The 25,092-nt window shown below is 30.8% G+C and carries 27 protein-coding genes; 16 read left to right on the forward strand and 11 right to left on the reverse strand.

The window, feature by feature from the left end; genetic code table 11:
* Positions 1-50: 50 nt before the first annotated feature.
* From lptE to dnaG, 9 genes are all read left to right on the forward strand, one after another.
* Positions 51-560 carry an LptE family protein gene (gene lptE, locus MBM09_RS15110; RefSeq protein ID WP_238674545.1) on the forward strand — a complete coding sequence of 170 codons (510 nt, stop codon included), beginning with the start codon at positions 51-53 and terminating at the stop codon, positions 558-560.
* Between the two features lie 4 nt (positions 561-564).
* Positions 565-1,503, forward strand: a complete 939-nt coding sequence (locus MBM09_RS15115) for a hypothetical protein (protein ID WP_238674546.1) — start codon at positions 565-567, stop codon at positions 1,501-1,503.
* The gene (gene secG, locus MBM09_RS15120) at positions 1,503-1,856 is read left to right on the forward strand and encodes a preprotein translocase subunit SecG (protein ID WP_238674547.1); all 354 of its coding nucleotides are present in this window, start codon (positions 1,503-1,505) and stop codon (positions 1,854-1,856) included. Before MBM09_RS15115 ends, secG begins: the two co-directional genes overlap by 1 nt.
* Before the next feature lie 144 nt (positions 1,857-2,000).
* Positions 2,001-2,276: a co-chaperone GroES gene (groES, locus tag MBM09_RS15125; protein ID WP_072400923.1), complete on the forward strand. Its 276-nt coding sequence runs from the start codon at positions 2,001-2,003 to the stop codon at positions 2,274-2,276.
* A gap of 23 nt (positions 2,277-2,299) precedes the next feature.
* Positions 2,300-3,931 carry a chaperonin GroEL gene (gene groL / locus MBM09_RS15130; RefSeq protein ID WP_238674548.1) on the forward strand — a complete coding sequence of 544 codons (1,632 nt, stop codon included), beginning with the start codon at positions 2,300-2,302 and terminating at the stop codon, positions 3,929-3,931.
* Between the two features lie 161 nt (positions 3,932-4,092).
* A complete protein-coding gene (locus tag MBM09_RS15135; protein ID WP_238674549.1) occupies positions 4,093-4,671 on the forward strand; it encodes an RNA polymerase sigma factor in 579 nt (192 codons plus the stop codon).
* Positions 4,658-5,431, forward strand: a complete 774-nt coding sequence (locus MBM09_RS15140) for a hypothetical protein (protein WP_238674550.1) — start codon at positions 4,658-4,660, stop codon at positions 5,429-5,431. The genes MBM09_RS15135 and MBM09_RS15140 overlap by 14 nt, the downstream gene beginning before the upstream one ends.
* Before the next feature lie 56 nt (positions 5,432-5,487).
* Positions 5,488-6,567 carry a hypothetical protein gene (locus tag MBM09_RS15145; RefSeq protein WP_238674551.1) on the forward strand — a complete coding sequence of 360 codons (1,080 nt, stop codon included), beginning with the start codon at positions 5,488-5,490 and terminating at the stop codon, positions 6,565-6,567.
* A gap of 156 nt (positions 6,568-6,723) precedes the next feature.
* Complete coding sequence (dnaG, locus tag MBM09_RS15150; RefSeq protein ID WP_238674552.1) at positions 6,724-8,682, forward strand: DNA primase; 1,959 nt, start codon at positions 6,724-6,726, stop codon at positions 8,680-8,682.
* On the opposite strand, the gene MBM09_RS15155 is transcribed toward dnaG, so the two are convergent.
* Both MBM09_RS15155 and nadE read right to left on the reverse strand, forming a co-directional pair.
* The gene (locus MBM09_RS15155) at positions 8,677-9,306 is read right to left on the reverse strand and encodes a response regulator transcription factor (protein WP_238674553.1); all 630 of its coding nucleotides are present in this window, start codon (positions 9,304-9,306) and stop codon (positions 8,677-8,679) included. The genes dnaG and MBM09_RS15155 overlap by 6 nt on opposite strands.
* A 106-nt stretch (positions 9,307-9,412) precedes the next feature.
* On the reverse strand, positions 9,413-10,201 hold the full coding sequence (gene nadE, locus MBM09_RS15160; RefSeq protein ID WP_238674554.1) for an NAD(+) synthase: 789 nt from the start codon (positions 10,199-10,201) through the stop codon (positions 9,413-9,415).
* 93 nt (positions 10,202-10,294) lie between these two features.
* Between nadE and gldB the strand changes: the two genes are divergently transcribed.
* Positions 10,295-11,257 carry a gliding motility lipoprotein GldB gene (gene gldB, locus MBM09_RS15165; RefSeq protein WP_238674555.1) on the forward strand — a complete coding sequence of 321 codons (963 nt, stop codon included), beginning with the start codon at positions 10,295-10,297 and terminating at the stop codon, positions 11,255-11,257.
* Positions 11,257-11,592 carry a gliding motility protein GldC gene (gene gldC, locus MBM09_RS15170; protein WP_238674556.1) on the forward strand — a complete coding sequence of 112 codons (336 nt, stop codon included), beginning with the start codon at positions 11,257-11,259 and terminating at the stop codon, positions 11,590-11,592. The genes gldB and gldC overlap by 1 nt, the downstream gene beginning before the upstream one ends.
* Positions 11,593-11,605: 13 nt before the next feature.
* Here gldC and MBM09_RS15175 read toward each other — a convergent pair whose 3' ends face one another.
* From MBM09_RS15175 to MBM09_RS15215, 9 genes are all read right to left on the reverse strand, one after another.
* Entirely contained in the window at positions 11,606-11,890 is a 285-nt protein-coding gene (locus tag MBM09_RS15175) for a hypothetical protein (protein WP_238674557.1), read from the reverse strand.
* A gap of 3 nt (positions 11,891-11,893) precedes the next feature.
* Positions 11,894-12,520 carry a peptide deformylase gene (def, locus tag MBM09_RS15180; RefSeq protein WP_238674558.1) on the reverse strand — a complete coding sequence of 209 codons (627 nt, stop codon included), beginning with the start codon at positions 12,518-12,520 and terminating at the stop codon, positions 11,894-11,896.
* A 32-nt stretch (positions 12,521-12,552) separates the two neighbouring features.
* Entirely contained in the window at positions 12,553-13,830 is a 1,278-nt protein-coding gene (gene rodA / locus MBM09_RS15185; protein WP_238674559.1) for a rod shape-determining protein RodA, read from the reverse strand.
* Positions 13,830-15,767, reverse strand: a complete 1,938-nt coding sequence (gene mrdA, locus MBM09_RS15190; protein WP_238674560.1) for a penicillin-binding protein 2 — start codon at positions 15,765-15,767, stop codon at positions 13,830-13,832. The genes rodA and mrdA overlap by 1 nt, the downstream gene beginning before the upstream one ends.
* Complete coding sequence (locus MBM09_RS15195) at positions 15,764-16,270, reverse strand: rod shape-determining protein MreD (RefSeq protein WP_238674561.1); 507 nt, start codon at positions 16,268-16,270, stop codon at positions 15,764-15,766. The genes mrdA and MBM09_RS15195 overlap by 4 nt, the downstream gene beginning before the upstream one ends.
* Positions 16,271-17,086 carry a rod shape-determining protein MreC gene (gene mreC / locus MBM09_RS15200; RefSeq protein WP_238674562.1) on the reverse strand — a complete coding sequence of 272 codons (816 nt, stop codon included), beginning with the start codon at positions 17,084-17,086 and terminating at the stop codon, positions 16,271-16,273. It abuts the gene before it with no gap.
* A gap of 23 nt (positions 17,087-17,109) precedes the next feature.
* Positions 17,110-18,138, reverse strand: coding sequence for a rod shape-determining protein (locus MBM09_RS15205; RefSeq protein ID WP_238674563.1), 1,029 nt, complete (start codon positions 18,136-18,138; stop codon positions 17,110-17,112).
* A 159-nt stretch (positions 18,139-18,297) separates the two neighbouring features.
* The gene (purH, locus tag MBM09_RS15210) at positions 18,298-19,830 is read right to left on the reverse strand and encodes a bifunctional phosphoribosylaminoimidazolecarboxamide formyltransferase/IMP cyclohydrolase (RefSeq protein ID WP_238674564.1); all 1,533 of its coding nucleotides are present in this window, start codon (positions 19,828-19,830) and stop codon (positions 18,298-18,300) included.
* Between the two features lie 132 nt (positions 19,831-19,962).
* Positions 19,963-20,418, reverse strand: a complete 456-nt coding sequence (locus MBM09_RS15215) for a GAF domain-containing protein (protein WP_238674565.1) — start codon at positions 20,416-20,418, stop codon at positions 19,963-19,965.
* Between the two features lie 113 nt (positions 20,419-20,531).
* Between MBM09_RS15215 and xrtF the strand changes: the two genes are divergently transcribed.
* The 5 genes from xrtF (at position 20,532) to MBM09_RS15240 (ending at position 25,092) form a co-directional block, all read left to right on the forward strand.
* Complete coding sequence (xrtF, locus tag MBM09_RS15220; protein WP_238674566.1) at positions 20,532-21,083, forward strand: exosortase family protein XrtF; 552 nt, start codon at positions 20,532-20,534, stop codon at positions 21,081-21,083.
* Positions 21,076-21,504: an exosortase F system-associated protein gene (locus MBM09_RS15225; RefSeq protein ID WP_238674567.1), complete on the forward strand. Its 429-nt coding sequence runs from the start codon at positions 21,076-21,078 to the stop codon at positions 21,502-21,504. The genes xrtF and MBM09_RS15225 overlap by 8 nt, the downstream gene beginning before the upstream one ends.
* A 69-nt stretch (positions 21,505-21,573) precedes the next feature.
* Entirely contained in the window at positions 21,574-21,963 is a 390-nt protein-coding gene (locus MBM09_RS15230; protein WP_238674568.1) for a hypothetical protein, read from the forward strand.
* A 155-nt stretch (positions 21,964-22,118) separates the two neighbouring features.
* Entirely contained in the window at positions 22,119-22,841 is a 723-nt protein-coding gene (locus MBM09_RS15235; RefSeq protein WP_238674569.1) for a heavy-metal-associated domain-containing protein, read from the forward strand.
* A 1-nt stretch (position 22,842) separates the two neighbouring features.
* Positions 22,843-25,092: a TonB-dependent receptor gene (locus MBM09_RS15240; RefSeq protein ID WP_238674570.1), complete on the forward strand. Its 2,250-nt coding sequence runs from the start codon at positions 22,843-22,845 to the stop codon at positions 25,090-25,092.

Raw genomic sequence — 25,092 nt, forward strand, 5'->3', positions numbered from 1 at the left:
TAATCGTTTATAAAATGTCATGCTGAGCTTGTCGAAGCATTTAAAAAACAATGAAAAAATACGTATTATACTTTTCACTTTTAACTTTTAGTTTTTCACTCACCGGATGTGGCATTTATTCGTTTACAGGAGCTTCAATTCCACCAGGAACTGAAACCTATCAAGTAAATCGTTTTGAGAATACAGCTTTATTAGTAGAACCTGGTTTAGAACGTGACTTTAAATTAGCCCTTGAAGACTTAATACAAAATCAAACTAATTTAAATCTTGTACCATCTAATGGCGATTTAGTCTACGAAGGTGAAATAACAGAATATAGAATTTCGCCAACAACAGCAACATCACAAAATACAGCAGCTCAAAACAGATTAACAATAAGTGTGAAACTCAGATTTTTTAATAAAAAAAATGAAGAGGATGATTTAGATCAATCTTTTACATTTTTTTATGATTATCCAGGAAGCGCACAACTAGTAGGAGCACAAAAAACAACTGCTCACGAAGAAATTTTTGAACGCATTACACAAGATATTTTTAATGCAACACTAGCTAAATGGTAAGTCAATGAATCAAACTGATTTCACACAAATACTTCAGCACCCTCAAAGGATAACGCATCAACAAACTGAAGCTGTGAAATCTATTATTGATGAATTTCCTTATTTTCAATCGGCACGTGCCATATACCTTAAAGGCTTAAAAGACCAAAGTAGCATTAAATACAACCAACAGCTTAAAACAACAGCAGCCTACACAACAGATAGAAGTATTTTATTCGATTATATAACATCAGAAGTATTTCTACAAAACGAAATTTCTCAATTTATAAAACAAAATATTGAGCATTTAAAAGATATTGATATTGATGTTGAAGATATTTCAGTTGATAAAAGTGTAAAAATTGATGATGCTTTAAAACAACAAATTAAAGATACCGATGGTGTTTTAGACCCGGCTTTATTTCAACCTAAAGAAGCTCGACCTATAAAATCTTTTATTTTAGACGAATCTGAAACTATTAAAAACATTACCAAAGAAACTAAAACTCAAGAAGCCACAGCAGATGAAATTTTAAATCTAGGTAAACCGCTTCAGTTTGATAAAAGAGAAAAACACTCGTTTAACGAATGGTTAAAACTAACCCGTTTTAAACCTATTGATAGAGAAACAAAAAAGAAAAAAGAAGAAGAAATTGAAACTAATTCAAACACATTAGATAAAGAAAAAAAATTTGAATTAATTGATAAATTTATTTCAGAAAATCCAAAAATAAGTCCAACTAAAACCTTAACACAAAAAGGTAATTTAGCAAAAGCACAAATGATACAGCCAGAGTCTTTAATGACAGAGACTTTAGCTCGCATTTATGTGGAACAAAAAAACTATAAAAAAGCAATTCAATCTTATAAGATTTTAAGTTTGAAATATCCAGAAAAAAGTGGTTTCTTTGCAAACCAAATTAAGGCAGTAGAACAATTACAAGAACATAATAATAAGGAATAATGAGTACGTTTACAATATTTTTAGCTTTAATCGTAGTTGTAGCATTTTTACTAATAGTAGTAATCATGGTACAAAACCCTAAAGGAGGTGGATTATCATCATCTTTTGGTGGCGGTGGCACACAACAACTAGGTGGAGTAAAAAAGACAACCGATTTTTTAGATAAAAGTACCTGGACATTAGCAACATTATTGTTGGTATTAATTTTACTATCAAATGTAGCTATTAATAGAGGTGGAGAAAATGTAGATTCAAAAGCATTAGACCCTGATGCAACTACAACACAACCTTTACCAACTCCAGTTGATACGGCAAATGATGCTGCAACAACAACTGAAGGTACAGAAGAATAATTTCATGTTAGAAACACAAAAAATGCCAACTACACAAGTTGGCATTTTTTGTTTCTGAAAGTTTGTCAGTTAAATAGTATTGGCACATTTTTAGCACAACGCTTAAGCGTTAACATTAATTTTTAAATTAAAAATATATAACAAATGGCATTAAACATTAAACCATTAGCAGATAGAGTTCTTATTGAACCAGCTGCAGCTGAAACTAAAACAGCTTCAGGAATTATAATTCCAGATAACGCTAAAGAAAAACCACAAAAAGGAACCGTTGTTGCTGCTGGAAAAGGCACAAAGGACGAGCCTATTACTGTAAAAGTTGGCGATACTGTTTTATATGGTAAATATGCAGGTACAGAGCTTAAACTAGATGGTAAAGACTATTTAATCATGCGTGAAAGCGACATATTAGCAATTGTTTAATTTAAAGCTAAAAACTAAAAAAAATGGCAAAAGACATAAAATTTGATATTGAAGCACGCGACGGTTTAAAACGTGGTGTAGACGCATTAGCTAATGCAGTAAAAGTTACTTTAGGCCCAAAAGGACGTAATGTAATAATTAGTAAAAGTTTTGGAGCACCACAAGTAACTAAAGATGGTGTATCTGTAGCTAAAGAAATAGAATTAGAAGATGCACACGAAAACATGGGTGCACAAATGGTAAAAGAAGTTGCTAGTAAAACAAACGATTTAGCAGGAGACGGTACAACTACAGCTACTGTTTTAGCACAAGCAATAGTAAAAGAAGGACTAAAAAATGTGGCTTCTGGTGCAAATCCTATGGATTTGAAACGTGGTATTGACAAAGCTGTTGAAGCCATAACAAAAAACTTAGAAAAGCAAGCTCAAAAAGTTGGCAACTCTTCTGAAAAAATAAAACAAGTAGCAGCCATTTCTGCAAATAACGACGACACTATTGGTGAGTTAATTGCTCAAGCATTTAGTAAGGTTGGAAAAGAAGGTGTTATTACTGTTGAAGAAGCAAAAGGCATGGATACTTATGTTGATGTTGTTGAAGGTATGCAGTTTGACAGAGGTTACTTATCACCTTACTTTGTTACCGATACTGATAAAATGATTGCCGATTTAGAAAATCCATACATTTTATTATTCGATAAAAAGATTTCAAACTTACAAGAAATCCTACCTATTCTAGAGCCAGTTGCACAATCTGGTCGTCCATTATTAATTGTCGCAGAAGATGTTGATGGTCAAGCCTTAGCAACTTTAGTTGTAAACAAATTACGTGGTGGCTTAAAAATTGCAGCTGTAAAAGCACCTGGTTTTGGAGACAGACGTAAAGCTATGCTTGAAGATATCGCAATCTTAACTGGCGGAACTGTAATTTCAGAAGAAAGAGGATTCACTCTAGAAAATGCAGATTTAACTATGCTTGGTACTGCAGAAACTGTAACAGTTGATAAAGACAATACTACAATTGTAAACGGTGCAGGAAAAGCTTCTGATATTAAAGCAAGAGTAAACCAAATTAAATCACAAATTGAAACTACAACTAGTGATTACGATAAAGAAAAACTTCAAGAACGTTTAGCTAAATTAGCTGGAGGTGTAGCTGTACTATATGTTGGCGCTGCAAGTGAAGTAGAAATGAAAGAAAAGAAAGACCGTGTTGATGATGCTTTACATGCAACAAGAGCTGCTGTAGAAGAAGGTATTGTTGCCGGTGGTGGTGTTGCTTTAGTTAGAGCAAAATCAGTTTTAGAAAAGTTAACTACAGAAAATCTAGATGAAACTACTGGAGTACAAATAGTAAATAAAGCTATTGAGGCTCCTTTACGTACAATCGTTGAAAACGCAGGTGGTGAAGGTAGTGTTGTAATCAACAAAGTATTAGAAGGTAAAAAAGACTTTGGTTACGATGCTAAATCTGAAAAATATGTAGATATGCTTAAAGCAGGTATTATCGACCCTAAAAAAGTAACACGTATTGCATTAGAAAATGCTGCATCTGTTGCTGGTATGATTCTAACTACTGAGTGTGCTTTAATTGATATTAAAGAAGATGCTCCTGCAATGCCTCCAATGGGAGGTGGCGGAATGCCAGGTATGATGTAGGTCGAGAGTCTCGATACGCAATAAATTAAAAACGCTTCTCAATAACTTTGGGAAGCGTTTTTTTATTCAGTCAAATCAACTAATTTTAAATAAATTTTTATTTTTTTATTCCTAAGGCAACCATTAGAATAAATTTTGCGTCTTTATAAATAGAACACAAAATGAAACCATTTTTGAAAGTTATTCAACTCCATAAAAACGAATCTGCGCTTATAAAAAAAGCAATCAAAAACAACCGGGAAGCGCAACACGTTTTATTTGAATTACACGCTCCAAAAATGTTAAGTGTTTGCAGATATTATATTAAAGATATCCAACATGCCGAAGACGTCATGCTTAACGGATTTTTTAAAGTGTTTTCTAATTTAAAAAATTTTAAAGGTGAAGGTAGTTTTGAAGGTTGGATTCGTAAGATTATGGTTAGAGAATCTATTTCATTTTTAAGACAACAAAAAAAAGTTGAGTTTTCTGTTGAAGATATTTTAATTCATGATGATTCAACAAACAATATTAATACCAATATTGAAGTAGCTCAAATCCAAGAGCTGATCGATGAACTTCCAGATGGCTATAAAATGGTTTTCATTATGTATGCTATTGAAGGTTACAAACATCATGAAATTGCAAATGAATTGAATATTAATGAAGGCACATCAAAATCGCAATTATTTAAAGCACGAAAAATGCTTCAGGAAAAAATTAAAAAAATAAATAAAACAACAAGCTATGGCACCACTTAAATACGAAGAACAATTAAAAAATAAGCTTGAAAAGCGAACACTACAGCCATCAGAAAATGCTTGGGAAAAACTTTCAAATAGATTAGATGAGGAAAGCGGTAAAAAGAATAATAAATCTTTTTGGTGGCTTGGTATAGCTGCAAGTGTAGTTGGGATTCTTTTTGTAGCTACTCAATTATGGAATACTAATTCGTCTACAGAAGTTACTCCAAAAGTAGTAACAACACCAGAAACTATTCAGGAAGAAGAAACTATTAAAATAGTTTTAGACAATGTTAACAAAAATCATATTACAGATAAAGAAGAGGTTAAAAAGATTGATAAAAATGATATTGTGAAAACTCAGAATATCAAAAAAGTATTGCCTAATAAACCTCTAAATGAAAATCAAATAGTTTCTTCTAATACAGATGAAAATTTAAATATAATAACTCCAGAAGAAAAAACTACAGATTTACCTCAAAACAACACCTTAACATTTGAAGAGCAAAAAATTCAAGATGTTGTAGCACAAGTAAAAGAGTTAAAAAATACTAATAATGAAGTTACAGATGCAGATATAGATGCACTTTTACTTGAAGCTCAAAAAGAAATTAAACTAAACAGGCTTTACAATGAAACTACTGGAATTGTAGATGCAAATGCTCTACTTCAAGATGTTGAAGAGGAGTTAGATTTATCCTTTAGAAGCAAGGTTTTTGAAGCCATAAAATCAAGTTACAATTCCGTTAAAACTGCAGTTGCCAATCGAAATAATTAAAATTTTAATCATCAATTAAATCATCATAAAAATTACAAATCAAAAAACGAACAGTTATGCAAACAATTACTAAATTTTTGGTACTACTTGTACTAAGTCTATGTGTGCAATTCATCAATGCACAAGACACTATTCAAAATGTAAATAACAAACACAAAATTGAAACATTAAAAAACATTAAAGAAAATATTAAAAATGAAGAGCGGAATTTTTTAAAAGTAGAAGTTGAGTCTATTAATTTAAGATTAGACAAAGGTGAAATCACCAATAATGAAGCAGAAATACTTAAAAAAGAAGTAGCTAAAAAACGTGCTTTAAACATTGAAAACAGAATAGCTATTATTGATAATAAAATAGCGCTTTTAGAGCGTAATGATGAAGGATATCGTGTCAATAATGAAGAAGATTTATCTAAAATTGGTTTTAGTATAGGAGGTAATGATGAGAGTTTTGCAGGTATAAAAATTAATTACAAAAACAAACCTAAGAAATACGATTTACGTACTTCAAGCGACTTTGTTTTAGCCTTTGGTTTAAACAATGCTATTATTGAAGGTGAAAGTTTAGACGATTCACCATATAAATTTGGAGGTTCACGTTTTTTAGAAATAGGTTGGGCGTGGAAAACACGAGTGTTTAAAAATTCAAATTTTTTAAGATTTAAATATGGTTATTCTTTTCAAATAAATGGATTAAAACCAGATAACAACCAGTATTTTGTTGAGCAAAACGGGCAAACAGTTTTAGAAGAATTTCCGGAAAATCTAAAAAAATCTAAATTATCAATTACCAACTTAGTGTTTCCCATGCATTTTGAATTCGGACCATCAAAACGAATTGATAAAGACACCTATTTTAGATATTCTACCCGAAATAAATTTAAAATAGGATTAGGTGGTTACGCAGGATTTAACATAGGTACGCGTCAAAAACTAAAATATGAACTGGATGGAGAACGTGTAAAAGATAAACAAAAACGTGGTTTTAACACTACAAATTTAGTTTATGGCTTAAGTGGTTACGTAGCTTTTGATGATGTCGCTCTTTATGTTAAATACGATTTATCACCTATCTTTAAAGATCAAGTAGTTGACCAAAATAATATTTCTATTGGTCTTCGGTTTGATGTAGATTAAGCATGTTAGAAAATCAAAACAAAAAAGTCTTCAATTGAAGGCTTTTTTGTTTTCTACAGGTGTCTCATGTTTTTATAGCAAAGTCAAATTTCAAAAGGGCTTTAATTTCTAAAATCAATTGTTTATATTACATTTACATTTCTTAAAAATTTTGCATTGATATCACCATCAACCATAGACCAAGTATTTGAAACCGCCCGTGTTGAGGAGGTTATAGGTGATTTTGTTCAGCTAAAAAAAGCAGGCAGTAACTTTAAAGGCTTAAGTCCGTTTAGTGATGAGCGTTCGCCAAGTTTTATGGTATCGCCAGTTAAACAAATCTGGAAAGATTTTTCTACAGGAAAAGGAGGAACAGCCGTTTCATTTTTAATGGAACATGAGCATTTTACATATCCTGAAGCTATACGGTATTTAGCAAAAAAATATAATATTGAAATTGAAGAAACAGAGCAGTCAAACGAGCAAAAAGAAAAAGCTAACGAACGCGAAAGTTTATATTTAGTAAGTGAATTTGCAAATTCTTATTTTCAAAAAATATTACATAAAACCGATCAAGGAAAATCTATTGGGCTAAGTTATTTTAAAGAACGTGGGTTTACTGAAGATACTATCAAAAAATTCGATCTTGGATATTCACTAAACGAGTGGCAAGCCTTTACAGACGAAGCTTTAAAACAAGGGTATAGTATTGATTATTTAGAAAAAACAGGACTTACTATCGTAAAAGAAGATAAGCGTTTTGATAGGTTTAAGGGGCGCGTTATGTTCCCTATTAAAAGTATGAGTGGTCGTGTGTTGGGTTTTGGCGGTCGTATTTTAATAAACGATAAAAAAGCTGCTAAATATGTAAACTCCCCAGAAAGTGATATTTACCATAAAAGTAAAGTACTATATGGTATTTATCATGCTAAACAAAGTATTGCAAAAGAAGATAATTGTTTTTTAGTTGAAGGCTATACAGATGTAATTCAGTTTCACCAAACAGGAATTAAAAATGTGGTGTCTTCATCTGGTACAGCATTAACTTCAGAGCAAATTAGACTCATAAACAGACTCACAAAAAACATTACCGTATTATTTGATGGTGATGCAGCAGGTATGCGTGCGTCGTTGCGTGGTATAGATTTGATTCTTGAGCAAGGTATGAATGTGAAGGTTTGCTCGTTCCCAGAAGGAGAAGATCCTGATAGTTTTGCTAAACAAAATACCCTTGAAGAACTTACTTTATATTTAGAGGATAACGCTAAAGATTTTATTCAGTTTAAAGCTTCGATTTTACACGAAGAATCTAAAAACGATCCTATAAAAAAAGCAGAAACAGTTAGAGATATTGTAAACAGTATTTCTAAAATACCTGATCGTATTAAAAAAGAAATTTATGTTCAGGAGTGTGCAAGAATAATGGATATTAGTGAAGAAGTTTTATTTAGCACACTGGCACAAATCAATAAAAAAGAGTTTCAGGAAGAAAACAAACAATATAAAAAAGAGCAAAAAGCTTTTGATGTAATAAAGCACCAACAACCTGTAAAAAAAGTTGATGTGCAATATGTTTTAGAACGAAAAATTATTGAGGTTCTATTGATTTATGGAAATAAAACTGAAGATTTTGAAGACTTGGTTCTAAAAGAAAATGATAATGGAGAACTTATTTTAGAGCCTGTAATACAGCAAGCAAAAGTGTTTGAAAAAGTGTTTTTAGACCTTCAGGATGATGAAATGGAATTCACAAATGAAACTTTTAAAAGTCTATATTACACTATTATTGATACTTTAAATCAAAACCCTGAATTTGAGTTAAAAACATTTATAAATTCAGTTGATTCTGAAACGGCTAGTGAAATCACTACTATTTTAATGGAAGATGAACGTTATGCTTTAGATAATTGGAACCGCATGAATATTTTTCCAAAAGAAAAAACGCACAGTGTAGCTCAACTGGTTAGTGAAACTATTTTAAGTTTGCGGTGTTTTTTAATAGATCAAAAAGTAAAGGAATTCCAGAAAGAAACGCTACAAAACAAAATAGACACGAATAGAAATGTACTTGAAGAAGTAAAAGACTATTCGAGTCTAAAAATGTTGTTGTCTAGAAAATTAAATCGGGTGTTATAACCCTTGTGTAAGTTTAGCTTGATTAACTAAATCTACTAAGTTAGTAACTTTTAACTTTCGCATTAATCGCGCTTTATAAGTACTAACGGTTTTTTCGTTAATATCTAATTCTTTTGAAATTTCCTTGTTTTTCTTACCAACGGTTAAAAGCTTTAAAACTTCTGCTTCTCTGGTTGATAATTTTTTGTAAAACGTACCGCTTTTACTAACTCTATTGCCAAAGGCAAGTTGTTGAGTTAAATCGTTACTTAAATAAATGCCGCCATCGTTTACTTTTAAAATGGCTTCGTTAATTGTGATTACATTTACAGATTTAGAAATATATCCTGCAGCACCAGCTTTTATGGCGTTAATGGCATATACTTCCTCTGGTTGTGCGCTAAAAATAATAGCTTTAATGTCTGGGTAATCGTTTTTTAAATAACGTAAAACGGTTAAACCGTTTAGTTTAGGAAAATCTGTTTCCATTAAAATAATGTCTACAGGGTTTTTCTTAATAAATTCTAAGATGGCTTCGCCATCATCTACACTTCCAACTACTTTAATGTTAGAGGAAGCAGAGAAAAGGACTTCTAGCCCCTTTCTTGTGATAGGGTGGTTGTCTGCTACTAATAATTTTATCATAATTTAAAAGCTTTTTTTAAAACTATTTTGAGAAATAGTTTATGTTTGAGAGATTAAGCTTGTGGTAAATGTAAGACTTTTTTATACAACCTGCAATAACATAGTTTTATAACAAAGTTTCAGGTATTTCACATATTGGTATAGGTATCATTTTATGCTTGTTAGCAGAATTGAAACGTTTGTATATTTTAAAAACTTCTTGTTTTCTTCCCGAAAAATCATCAGATGTTTTACCTTCATCATCCATTTTCATAGCCCATTCTAATTCTGGATAAGATGCTCCTATTTGATCTTCATCAGTTCTATCATCACCCCAAAGGCCATCAGTTGGTGCAGCATCAATAATTTCTTTATTTACACCTAAATATTCTCCAATAGCATAAACTTCAGATTTTAATAAATCTGCTATCGGACTTAAATCAACACCACCATCACCATATTTTGTGTAAAAACCAACACCAAAATCTTCAACTTTATTTCCTGTTCCTGCAACTAATAGTTTTTCTAAAGCAGCAAAATAGTAAAGTGATGTCATTCGTAATCGTGCTCTGGTATTCGCTAAAGACATAAATCTACTTTCTTCATCTTCAACATCTGGCAAAGACTCAATTAAACTATCAAAAACAGGTGTTAAGTTAACTTGTGTCATTCTAACTTTATCAAAATTAGATTGCAACCACTCTATATGATTCATAGCTCTACTAACTTGAGAAGGCGCTTGATGAATTGGCATTTCCAAACATAAAAGCTCTAATCCTGTTTTGGCACAAAGTGTTGAAGTAACTGCAGAATCTATACCACCAGAAACTCCTATAACAAAACCTTTCATACCAGCATTAGTAGCATAATCTTTTAACCAGTTTACTATATAATCAACAACTTTTTCTGTTTGCATTTTTAAATGATTTTAAATCTGAGAATAGTACCTTTGCAAACAAAAATAAACCATACGCTCAATTTATAAAAATTTATGTCGTTTAAGTTTTATATGAAATTTCAATTATTCCTTTTATTGTTTTTTGTTATTGCTGTTTCTTGTAAAAAAGAAAATCAGTTAGAAGATGAAATAGCTAAAATAAATACAGATATAAAAATTGAACGTTTCGATAGATTATTTTCTGAAGTTACTTCAAACAACTTATCTAAATTAAAAACAGCCTATCCATTTATGTTTTCTGAAAAGTATAAAGACTCTTTTTGGTTAGCGAAAAAAGATGATACGCTACAAATTCAATTATTTAACCAAGTTGATAAAACGTTTACACATTTTGATGATACTGAGTTAGAGATAGAATCATTATTTAATCATTTAAAATATTATTTCCCCGAGTTTAACCCACCTAGAGTTATCACAACAACAAATGATGTAGATTACAGAAATAGAGTAATAGCTACAGATACCATTGCAGTTATAGCTTTAGATAGTTATTTGGGTAGTGAACATGAATTTTACGGAAGCATACCAAAATATTTAAAAGCCAATTTAAAAAAAGAACAATTGGTGGTAGATTTGGCTAATGAATATGCGAAGAAATACACGTACCAGCCACAGCGAAAAACATTATTGGATGAAATGATTTATTTTGGAAAGCTAATGTATTTTAAAGATGTTGTTATTCCGTTTAAAACAGAAGCTGAACGTATTGGTTATTCACAAACCGAATTAGATTGGGCAATGGCTAATGAAAGTAACATCTGGCGATACTTTGTAGAACGAGAATTATTATATAGCACAGACTCAAAACTTCCAGGTAGATTTATAAATGATGCTCCTTTTACCAAATTCTATTTAGAAGAAATAGATACTGATTCTCCAGGTCGATTAGGTCAATATATAGGATGGCAAATTGTTCGTGCATATATGCTACAAAACGATATACCATTAAAAGATATGCTTATAAAACCTACAGAAGAAATTTTTAATAACTCTAAGTTTAAACCTCGAAAATAATGGCCAATAATATTACATCCAAAATAGAACTTAATGTTGAATTAGATGAAAATCGAGTTCCTGAAAAACTACATTGGACAGCTCAAGACGGAGGCATAACCAATGAAGAAGCAAAAGCGATGATGCTTTCAGTTTGGGATTCTAAAACTCAAGAAACTTTGCGCATAGATTTATGGACTAAAGATATGCCCGTTGATGAAATGAAAGTGTTTTTTCATCAAACACTAGTTGCTATGAGTAATACATTTAACAGAGCTACACAAGATGAAAAAATGACTGCAACTATGAAGGATTTTTGTGATTATTTTGCAGAAAAATTAGAATTGAAGAAGTAGTTTCCTTGCTATTTTAACTCCCAGATATAGGTGTTCCAAATATACCTACAGCAAGTTCAAGCCAAATTAAAAGTAAAACTATTGTTATAGCTAGAGTTAAAAATATTCGGTATTTTCTTTTTTTAATTTTGGTAATTATAAACTCATAAAACAAACCTGTTCCGTAGAGCATAGCACCTGCTGATATAAAATCTGTTAAAGTCCATTGTACTTCTTCTGTAAATTGCATTGCAATTGAAGGAATGACTAACAAAACAGTAGCAAAAACTATAATGATGAGAAGTCTCTTGTTTTGCATAAACTATTTTTTGGTATCACGAACTTCTTTTGCTAAATGATCTAAATAAAGTATTCCATTTAAATGGTCTATTTCATGCTGAAAAATAACCGATGTAAAACTCTCAACTGTTTCCGTTTTATGTTCTGCATTCATAGTATCATATTCTATCTTAATAGAAAACGCTCTATTATTTAACGTATCTGTTCTATTGGGGATTGATAAACATCCTTCTCTAAAAGTTTGTTTTTTATTAGAATACTCAATAATTTTTGGATTCAAATAAACTTCAAACGGAAAGTTTTCTTTATCAAAACGTTGTACCCAAATAATATTTTTTAAAATGCCTACTTGTGGTGCTGCAATACCTACGCCTAAAGACATACTATCTCTTACTGTAGCATACAAGCGTTTTACAAAACTCTGTAAAACAGCATCATTAGGATTTGGTTTAATATATGTGCTTTTTGTTCTCAGTAATAAGGAATCACTCTTTTTAGTTATTTTATAAACTCTCATTGGTGTTAAGCTATCAGCATGCATTATCAAGCTTCTTTCTTCTTTAGAAAAACCATTTTTCACGACACTTTTTGTACTAGAACATGCAAGTGCTAAAGTGGTAATTAAAATTGAAAAGATAATTTGTTTCATTAAAAGAGAATAATTAAATGCTGATTACCGACTTACCACTCATTAATTCTGTTGGAATCCAATTTAATAAAAATAAAAATTAAAATAGTAAAAGCCCATAATCCAGATCCACCATAACTAAATAAAGGCAACGGAATACCAATGGTTGGGATTAAACCCATTACCATACCAATATTTACTAGAAAATGTATAAAAATAATAGAAGCTACACCATAACCGTACACTCTACTAAACTGTGATTTTTGTAATTCGGCTAAGTGTAAAATACGTAGCAAAAGCAAAACAAAAACTATTACTACAAAGGCACTTCCTAAAAAACCCCACTCCTCACCAACGGTACTAAAAATATAATCTGTATGTTGTTCTGGTACAAATTTCCCTGTGGTTCTGGTTCCTTCCATGAACCCCTTACCTGTTAATCCACCAGAACTAATAGCCTTTTCAGATTCGTTTAGGTTATAGGCAAAGGTTTGTTTCATTTTTTCAAGTTTTTCTGGGTCTTTTTCTAAGCGTAACCATAAACTTATTCTGTCTTGTTGATGTGGTTTTAATATACTTTGATAAAAGAATTTTACCCCAAACGAAATACCAATTGCTGCAACTATGATGAATATAGATTGATATGTCCTTAGTTTTTTCTTGTTAAAAAACTGATATGCAATAACTAATAATCCTGCAATTGCAGATGTAATTATATACCCAAATTTTAAAGATAAAACAGACAATATGATAATGGCTATTCCAATAGTTAAATAGTACTTAGGCAATCCTTCTCTGTATAAAACAAAAAAGAATGCGCTATAAACAATTGTACTTCCTGTATCGTTTTGCAGCAATACTAAAATTGCAGGTATAATGATTATTAAAAACGTACGTATTTGATCCTTAAATGATTTAATATTAGTGTTCAAATCGCTTATATAATTTGCTACAGCAAGTGCTGTAGCAGCTTTGGCAAACTCACTGGGTTGCAAGGTCATACCTCCAAAGGCATACCATGAAGTAGCTCCATTTACATTTTTTCCGAATATAAAAAGTCCTACTAATGATAACATGGAGATTATGTAGAATATACTGGAGAATCGTTCGTAAAATTTAGCATCGATAGCTAGCAAAAGAATAATTAACCCGAAGGTTAAAAAAATAAATATAAGCTGCTTACCAAATGGCTGTGAGAAATCGAAATAATTTATTGTAGTCCCTGTATGTGAAGCTGATAGTATATTTAACCAGCCAAAACCAACTAAAAGTAAGAAAAGAATAATGGTAATCCAATCGAATTTAAAATGTCTGTTAGTGTCCCTAACCATTAATTTTCTGTTTTATTAATTTTATTCAATTGTTTTTTTAATTTATAGTATTCTTGTTCTTCAACAATTTGCAAACTGGTTTCACCATTAATTTTAAAAGGTTCGCCAGAATAAGGTTTAGCATACTCATTTTCTAAACTGTGCTTTAAAAGCCATTCTTCTAAATCGGTACGGGTAATATAACCTTTAATATGTTTTTCTATCATTAAACTAGCTACTTTGCCAGCAAATCTGCTTCCCCAATATCCGTTTTCTACAAAAACAGCAATTGCTATTTTAGGGTTATCTTTAGGTGCAAAAGCCACAAAAATAGAATGGTCGGTTAACTGTGTTTTTAAACTGTCAACAATCGCAAAATTCTCAACTGTTCCTGTTTTACCACATATTTCAATATCTTTTACTTGTAAACTTGCAGCAGTTCCTTTTTTGTAAACTTGCAACATACCTTCAATTACAGGTTCAAAATGTTCTTTATCAATAGTTGTATATTTTGGTTTTGTATATTGTTCAGGTATGGTTTCGCCTTCTATATTTTTTATAATATGTGGCGTATAATAATAACCTCTATTTGCAATTGCTGCTGCCATATTCGCTAACTGAATAGGTGTAGTTGCTACTTCACCCTGACCAATAGCATTTGAAATGGTATAGGTTGAGTAAAATGTTTTAGGATATATACGTTTATAATAATCTCTATCTGGAATTCTTCCTTTCTGGCCTACTTTTAAATCATATCCTAAAAAATTACCTAAACCAAAACTTTTTGCATGATTGCTCCATGTATCAATACCTTCTGAGGCATTACCATTTTTTTCTAAAATTTTTCTGTAAGTGGTTGCAAAATAGGCATTGCAAGATCTTTGAATACCTGATATCATATCATTTCTAGTACCATAATTACAGTGGCATTTCATAAAGCGATTACCATATTTGTACCCTTTGTAACATGTTACTTTTTCTTCTGGCTCTAAAACATCTTCTTGAAGAGCAATTAATGCATTCATTAATTTAAAAGGAGACCCAGGTTCATAAACTCCTTGCAAACTCCTGTTAAAAAGTGGTTTTGCAATAGAATCGTTATAAAGTTTGGTGAAATTTTTAGAACGACCTCTACCTACTAAAATATTAGGGTCGTAAGTTGGAGCAGCAACCATAGCTAATATTTCTCCAGATGAAGGTTCAATGGCTATTACACCTCCACGTTTGTTTTTCATTAGTAGTTCACCATATGCTTGCAATTGTGCATCTATGGTAATAGTAATATCTTTTCCTTGTTCTGGTATAGTATCAAAAACGCCTTCTTTATAAGGGCCAATATTTCTATTAAATCTATCTTTTTGAATGAACTTAATCCCTTTTATACCTCTCAATGTTTTTTCATAAGAAGCTTCAACCCCCTGTTTCCCAATTAAATCACCCATTTTGTAATAGGGTTCTCTTTTTATTATGGCATTATTAACCTCGCCAATATCTCCCAAAACATTAGCCCCTATTGTTGTTTGATAGTGTCTTAATGAACGCTTCTGAATATAAAAGCCTCTAAACTTTCGCATTTTTTCCTGCAAAACAGCATAATCTTCTTTGGATAAATGCGATACAAAAACTGATGGTAGTCGTGGTGAATATCTATAAGCTTTATTGTATTTGTCTATAAACTGTTGTTTGTTAATTTTAAGTAATGAGCAAAACTCTAAAGTATCTAATGGTTCAACTTCACGTGGAATTAACATGACATCGTACGATGGTTGGTTGGCTACTAAAAGTTCTCCTTTTCTATCATAAACAAAGCCTCGTTTAGGATAATCATAAACTTTTCTAATGGCATTGTCTTCAAATAAATTGTGAGTACTTGCATTATAAACCTGCAAATAAAAAAGTCTTGAAATGAATAAAAGACCAACACCAATTATAGAAATAAAAAGTAAAAGTTGTCTCATTTAGTTTTTCTACTAAAAATAATAGTTATTGTTACACTTAATAAAATAGTAAATATACTTGAGAATAACGTTTTTTGTAACACTAAAATTATTTTAGAAATGCTAAATATTTCTAAAGAAAATAAAACTATATGATGTAAAACAGTAAGTATAGTTAAATACATAAGTTTTGACCCAAAATCTACGGTATTAAATTTTATGGTTTGATGCTCGTAAATCATTCCGAAAGAAGATTTTAAAACTACAGGTCTAAAATACGCTATAAAAACAGATGCAGCTGCATGAATACCACCTGTATCTAAAAACAAATCTATAGCCAACCCTATTAAAAAGCTGAGTAAAATTAAAATAACACGATTGTTTTTAACTGGAAATAAGGCAATAAATAAGATGTAGATATAAGGGTTTATATAACCTAAAAAATTAATATGATTTAATATTAATACTTGCACAAGTACTAAAACAAAAAAACGAATGGTATGTATTGAGAGTATACTATTCACTTAGTTTTCGTTTAACAGATTATTAATTTCTGGTGCATCAATATTTTCAATAATATAAACATGCTCAATATTAGTCATGTCATTAAAGAGCTTAACTTCAATTTCATAGTAATTTTCAGCATCATCTAATTTAAAACTCTCAATAACACCAATATCAATTCCTTTAGGAAAAATTGAAGAACGCCCAGAGGTAATTATTGTGTCTCCAACAGTTGGGTTTGCAACTTTTGGAATATCTATAAGTTGAGTAAGTTCAGGCAAATTCCCATCCCAAGTTAAAGTTCCAAAATGATTGGTTTTTTTTAACTGAGCACTAATTCTGCTGGTAGTATTTAAAACAGATAATACCGTTGCATAGTTATTACTTGTTTTATCAATAATACCTATAATTCCCTTAGAAGATACAACTCCGAAATCTTGTTCTATACTATCGTTTTTTCCTTTATTTATAGTTAAAAAATTATCTGATAACGAATAACTGTTTTTAATAATGTTAGCATTATAAAATCTGTAGGATTTATTAAAAGTTAAACTATCAATAAATATGGAATCGATTTCTATTTTAGCATTATTTAAAAGCGAACGCAATCTTGTGTTTTCTTCTACCAGTAATTGATTTTGAGATTTTAAATTGAAATAACCACTAATATTATTTACAGAGTTATATACGCCACCTGTTAAGAAGTTTGCAGAGTTTATAAATTTACTTTTATGATACGAATGTGATTGAATAGTAAATAAAACAGAAACACCAAACAGCAACAAGAACAACAAAAAGTTTTTGTTTCTTATTATGAAATTAATAATTTGCTGCATGTGTTATTGGCCTATTTTATGCTTTATTTTATCAATACACTTTTATATTTAGATAAATTTTTAAGTGTGATGCCAGTACCTCTTACAACAGCTCTTAAAGGGTCTTCGGCAATATATACAGGTAAATCTGTTTTTTGAGATAAACGTTTATCTAAACCACGAAGCATAGAGCCACCACCTGCTAAATAAATACCAGTATTATAAATATCGGCCGCTAATTCTGGAGGTGTTTGTCCTAAAGTTTCCATTACAGCATCTTCAATACGTAAAATAGATTTATCTAAAGCTTTGGCTATTTCTCTATGTGAAATTTGAACTTGTTTAGGCTTTCCGGTTAATAAATCACGCCCTTGAACACTCATGTCTTCTGGTGGTAATTCTAAATCTTCAGTAGCCGCACCAATTTGTATTTTTATTTTTTCAGCAGTACGTTCTCCAACATATAAGTTGTGTTGAGTACGCATGTAATAAACAATATCGTTTGTAAACACATCACCTGCAATTTTAACTGATTTATCACAAACAATTCCACCAAGCGCAATTACAGCAATTTCGGTTGTACCACCTCCTATATCAACCACCATATTTCCTTTTGGTTGCATAATGTCTACACCAATACCAATTGCAGCAGCCATAGGTTCGTGAATTAAATAAACCTCTTTACCATTAACACGTTCTGCACTTTCTTTTACCGCACGCATTTCAACCTCTGTAATTCCAGAAGGAATACAAATAACCATACGAAGTGCTGGTGTAAAAAACTTCTTTTTTAAAGCAGGTATGTTTTTTATAAACATACTTATCATTTGCTCAGAAGCGTCAAAATCTGCAATTACCCCATCTTTTAATGGGCGAATAGTTTTTATGTTTTCATGGGTTTTACCTTGCATTAAACTGGCTTCTTGACCGACGGCAATTATTTTGCCTGAAATTCTGTCGCGAGCTACTATAGATGGCGCATCAACAACAACTTTGTCGTTATGAATAATAAGTGTATTTGCAGTACCTAAGTCAATTGCAATTTCTTCGGTTAGGAAGTCAAAAAATCCCATGTGCTATTAATAATTTAAAGTGGTTTAAAAACGAATTCAGTAAATGTAATAAAAGTTAATAAATATATAGGACTTATAAGCATTCAAAATTTCTATTATAATATAGTATCTTGATCTTATACGTTTTTTATCGGTTTTCAGACTATTATAAAAACGCCATTAATGTTTAAAATGACGTGTTCCGGTAATTACCATCGCTACATTGTTCTCATTACAATAATCAATGCTTAATTGATCTTTTATAGAGCCACCTGGTTGAATAACAGATGTAATACCTGCACTTTTAGCAATTTCCACACAATCTGGAAATGGAAAAAACGCATCACTTGCCATGGCGGCATCATTTAAATCAAATTTAAAAGTTTGTGCTTTGTGTATAGCTTGCTCTAATGCATCAACACGACTAGTTTGTCCTGTGCCACTTGCTAATAATTGTTTGTTTTTAGCTAAAACAATAGTATTAGATTTAGTATGCTTACAAATTTTAGAAGCAAACAATAAATCTTCAATTTGACTTTCTGTAGGTGCTATGTTTGTAACATTTTTTAAATCTTCAGCTTTATCTGTAATGCTATTTCTATCTTGAAGCAAAATACCGTTTAAACAACTTCTTACGTTCATTTTAGGCATTTTAACATCATGAATTTCTAACAATATTCTATTCTTTTTACCTTTAAGAATTTCTAATGCATCTGAAGAAAAAGAAGGAGCAATTACCACTTCGCAGAATAATTTATGAATTTCTTCTGCTGTTGTTAAATCAATTTCTTTATTACTAATTAAAACACCGCCAAAAGCAGAAACAGGATCTCCAGCTAAAGCATCAACATAAGCTTGGTGTAAAGTTTCTCTTTGTGCCAAACCGCAGGCATTGTTGTGCTTTAAAATAGCAAATGTAGGCGCGTCATTTTTAAACTCAAGCATTAAATTTACAGCTGCATCAACGTCTAAAAGGTTGTTGTAGCTTAATTCTTTGCCATGTAGTTTTGTAAATAACTCATCAAAATTGCCAAAGAAAAATCCTCGTTGGTGTGGATTTTCGCCATAACGTAATACTTTACCTTTAGTTTCACTAATTTTTAAAGCAGCTTCATCGTGGTTTTTGTTGAAATAATTAAAAATAGCAGTATCATAATGTGAAGACACATTAAACGCTTTTCCAGCAAAACGCTTTCTGTCTTCTTCAGAAATTGTCCCGTTATTTTGTGAGATTAATTCTAAAAATTCTGCATAATCATCAACAGAAGATACACAAATTACATCGGCATAATTTTTTGCAGCTGCACGAATTAATGAAATGCCACCAATATCAATTTTTTCAATAATATCTTGAGTGCTAGCGCCAGAAGCTACAGTTTTTTCAAAAGGATATAAATCTACAATAACCACATCAATTTGTGGGATTTCGTATTCAGCTAATTCTGCAGCGTCGCCATCGTGATTCTGTCTGTTTAAAATACCTCCAAATACCTTTGGATGTAATGTTTTTACGCGACCACCAAGAATAGAAGGGTATGAGGTAACATCTTCAACCGGAACAACTTTTACTCCTAAATCGTTAATAAATTTTTCTGTGCCACCAGTAGAATAAATAGTTACACCTTGTTTGTTAAGTTCTTTTACAATAGGCTCTAATCCGTCTTTGCTAAATACCGAAATTAGTGCAGATTTAATAGTTTTTTTGTTGCTCATTATGGTTGTGTTGTGTTAAAAATTTTAAAGCTCATTAAGTAATTGCAAAAGTACTTATTTCATTAAAAAAATAAGTTGCGAATTATTGAAAAAAGCTGTGTTTTTTTAACTAAAACAGGAAGTTGTTAACAACTATAGTATTTCTGCAACTTTTGCACAAACAAACTCTAAAAAGCGTTCGTCTGCTTCGGTAAATGGATCTGGTGTATTTGAATCTATGTCTATTTGACCAATATTTTCACCGTTTACAAAAATAGGCACTACAATTTCTGCTTTAACAGTAATACTACAAGCAATATAATTATCTTGAGCAGAAACATCTGGCACCACAAAATTTTGGTTGCTAACTGCTACTTGTCCACAAATACCTTTTCCGAAAGGAATAATTGTATGGTCTGTAGGCTCCCCAACATAAGGTCCAAGTTTTAATTCTTCTTTATCTCCATTTTTAAAATAAAACCCTACCCAATTGTAATATTTAATATGTTTTTCGAGTAGTTCACAAATTTCTAGTAAACGTTCGTCAACTGTTTTTTGTTCATTAGAAATGATGGTTTCAACTTGTGGTTTTAGATTTTCAAAAATCATACTAAACATGTTTTGTTTTATTGAAAAATAAAGCGATGGAATAATTAAATCTTAATTATCGAGCAAAAATATTTAAAAAGATGTAAATTCGATGTTCTATTTTTTACTTTTTTTTGAAAGCACTTTTTATAAAATACAAGTCGGTTTTAAAATTTATACTTACATTTTTGTTGGTATACGCTGTTTTATCCTTAGGATATAAATTCTATTTACAATGGTCTGATGGTTCAAAGTTTTATCCAGATTATATGACACATTTGGTGGCAAAACAAACCGAGTCGTTGTTAAATACATTTGGATATAACACACAGGTTTTGCCTCATCCAGACGAACCTTCAATGAAATTAATGCTTAATGGAAAATATTTAGCTAGAATAATTGAAGGTTGTAACTCCATAAGTGTGATTATTTTATTCATATCGTTTGTAGTTGCGTTTTCAGGTAAATTAAAAACAACATTTTTATATATACTTGCAGGAAGTGTTTTGGTTTATATAGTAAACCTTTTGCGTATTGTTGTTTTAAGTATAGGTTTGCATCATTATCCAGAATATTCAGAGTTTTTGCATACCGTAGTTTTTCCGGGAATTATTTATGGTATGGTATTTTTATTATGGATTCTTTGGGTTAATCGATTTTCTAATTTAAAAAAGAAAAATGCATAAGTACATTAAATACATATGGGTTTCTCTGCTAATAGGATTACTAATTTTAATTAGATGGTTTGAAAACGATTTGTTTTACGACCCTTATTTAACTTTTTTTAAAAACGACTATTTATACATTGATAGCCCTAGACGAGAAGTAGCAAAATTAGTTGCTTTTACTACATTGCGATATATTTTAAACACCATAATTTCTTTAGCAATTTTATTTGTTTTTTTTAAGGATAAAAACATTGTGAAGTTTTCTGGAATAATTTACGGAATTGCTTTTATTCTATTGATTGCTATCTACTTATATTTTGTTGTTAATCCGTGTCAAGAAGACTATTATTTGTTTTTTAACATACGTAGGTTTTTAATCCAACCCATAATTTTAATCTTATTATTACCTGCATTTTATTATTATAAACTTAAAAACTAAGTGTTAATCATTTAATAAAAATGAAGTTAGGTTTTTTGTTTTTTGTAATTTTGTATTGTGATAAAACAATTGATACATAAAAGTTTTTCTTTTCTACTAGCAATTCTGGTTTTGTTTTCAACGGTATCTTTCACTATTGAAAAACATTACTGTGGCGATGTTTTGGTAGATGTTTCAGTATTTGCTGAAGCTGAAAAATGTGCTATGGAATCTATGGAAATGCTTCAAAAAAAGACATGCTGTAAAGATGAAGTAGATGTATTTTTAGGACAAGACGAATTAAAATTCTCTTCTTTTGAAGACTTAGATATATCACAACAATTATTTGTAGCTTCTTTTACAATATCATATATTAATCTTTTTGAAAGTTTACCTAAACAAACCATTCCTCATAAAGATTATTCTCCACCTAACTTGGTTACCGATATACAGGTTCTCGATCAGGTTTTTATCATTTGATTTTGACACACTAGTATGATCCTGTCCCGATAACTATCGGGGTCATTTCAGGATCTCATCCATTCCCGCGCAGGTAGGAATCTCGTAATTTTTTGTTGAGTTTTTCAGTTTCTGTTTTAAACAGGAATAAAGCAATTAATTTTAATTATCAAATCATGAAACATACATATACAGTTACAGGAATGACCTGTAATGGTTGTAGAACCTCTGTTGAAGATGCGTTGAGCAAGCTTCCAGGTGTTACAAAAGCTTCTGTAGATTTAGAAAAATCTGAAGCCACCATTGAAATGTCTCAGCATATTTCAATAGACACATTACAAAAGGCAATATCAAACAAATACAGTATTTTTGAAAAGAATATTTTTCAAACAACACCGAATCAAATTGAAGAGCAAAAAAGCGATTTACAACAACTATTTCCTTTGTTCCTTATTTTTGCTTATATCATTATTGCATCCTCTTTAATTAATTATAAATCGGGAAATGCAAATGATTTTATGCTTGATTTTATGGGTTTATTCTACATAGTTTTTAGCTTTTTCAAGCTTTTAGATTTAAAAGGATTTCCAGAATCTTTTAAAATGTACGACCCTTTAGCAAAAGCTTTTCCATTCTATGGCTGGATATATCCTTTTATAGAAGTTGCTTTAGGTTTAATGTTTTTAATGCGATTTCAAGTTCCATTTGCATTAATCGTTACACTTGTTGTTTTAGGAATTACAACTATTGGAGTTACAAAAACATTGTTAGATAAAAAATCTATTCAGTGTGCTTGTCTAGGAACTGCACTAAAACTTCCTATGACTAAAGCAACTTTTATTGAAAATAGCATCATGATTGTTATGGCAATAATTATGCTAATTAAAACCTATATTTAAGATGAAATACATTTTATACATATTAATATTGCTTCCAATCTTTCTTTTTTCTCAAGATGAGATTAAAGGAATGATAATGGAAGCTAATGATAAAAACCAACATATTGGTTTAGCCGGTGCAAATGTGTATTGGTTAAATACTGAAGTTGGAACAGTTACAGATATAGACGGAACATTTACTATTCCTTATAAACCTCAATACAAAAAATTAGTAATTAGTTACGTTGGTTTTAAAACTGACACCTTAACTATTAATGAACCTAAAATGGTGCACCATTGGTTACAGCCAACCGATAATTTAGATGCTATTACGGTTACATCTAGAAAAAAAGCTACGGCAAAATCGTATTTACAAGCAACAAATGTAATTAATGTAAGCAGCGATGAATTATTAAAAGCGGCATGTTGTAATCTGTCTGAAAGTTTTGAGACAAATCCGTCAATTGATGTCAACTTCGCAGATGCAGTTACAGGTACGCGCCAAATAAAAATGCTAGGTCTTACAAGTCCTTATATTTTAATAGCAACCGAAAATATACCATCTATTCGTGGTGCTTCACAGGCTTTTGGTTTAAGTTTTATTCCAGGTACTTGGGTAGAAAGTATTCAAATAACCAAAGGTGCTGGTAGTGTTGTTAATGGTTATGAAAGTATTGCAGGACAAATTAATGCAGAATTAGTAAAACCATCAACAGATGATAAGTTATTTGTAAATGCGTATGGTTCTGCAAATGGTCGGTTAGAGTTAAATACACATATAAATACTAAAGTGAGTGATAAATGGTATACAGGATTATATGTTCACGGTAATTTGCGAGATAAAAAGTTTGATAAAAATGATGATTCATTTTTAGACATGCCCTTGCAAAAGCAAATAAACTTAATGAATCGTTGGCAATATACTGATACAGAAAAAGGCTTTGTTAGTTTTATTAATTTAAAATTCTTAAACGATGAAAAGCAAACGGGTCAATTAAATTTTAATCCTGACACAGACAGGTTAACAACCAATGCTTGGGGTAGTGAAATTGACACAAAACGTTATGAAATTTCTGCTAAGTTAGGCTATGTTAATCCAAATGTTCCTTGGCAAAGTATTGGTATTCAAACGGCATTTAGTAGCCATATACAAGATTCTTATTTCGGGTTAAAGCAATACGATATTACACACAATAGTTTATATACTAATGCCATTTACAATTCTATTATAAGTGATTCTAGACATAAAATAAAAACAGGAATAAGTTATACTTACGACCATTATGATGAATTTTTAGATACTCAAAATCTGGATTCAAATTACGAAAGAACAGAGCGTTCTGTTGGTGCCTTTTTTGAATATAATTATGATAATCTTGATAAATTAAACCTTACTGCTGGTGTTAGAGTTGATAATCATAATTTATTAGGCACGTTTGTAACACCAAGAGTGCATGCGCGTTATACGCCTTGGGAAAAGTCTGCTTTAAGAGCATCTTTTGGAAGAGGAAAACGTAGTGCCAATATTTTTGCTGAAAATCAAAGTATGTTTGCAACATCTAGAGCTATAAATATTTTAAATACAAACGGAAAAATATATGGTTTAGATCCAGAAATTGCATGGAATTATGGGATATCATTTTTACAAGGGTTTAATCTTTTTGAAAGAAAAGCTGATGTAACCTTAGATTTTTATAAAACCGATTTTAAAAATCAAGTGGTTGTGGATTATGAAAACCCTCAAGAAGTTAATTTTTATAATTTGGATGGTAAAAGTTTTGCTAATAGTTTTCAAATAGAATTTAATTATAATGTCTTTGAGCATTTTGATTTACGAACTGCTTATAAATACTATGATGTAAAAACAGATTATAATTCTGGCCTGTTAGAAAAACCATTAACACCCAAACACCGAGTATTTGCTAACGCATCTTATGAAACTTATAAGAAGGATAATGGGCAACAATGGAAATTTGATGCAACGTATAATTGGTTAGGTAAACAACGTTTTTCGTCAACAGAAACAAACCCTAATCAATATCAATTACCAGAGCGTACACCAACTGTATCAACATTAAATGCACAAATAACAAAAGTGTTTTCTCCAAAATTTGAAGTATATTTAGGAGGCGAAAACATTACAAATTTAAAGCAGTCTAATCCTATTTTAGGAGCTGATGATCCTTTTGGTTCGAATTTTGATACTACATTTGTATACGGACCAATTTTTGGAAGTATGTATTACGCAGGATTAAGATTTAAAATTGAATAA

The organism is Flaviramulus sp. BrNp1-15, assembly GCF_022259695.1.
GTDB lineage: Bacteria > Bacteroidota > Bacteroidia > Flavobacteriales > Flavobacteriaceae > BrNp1-15.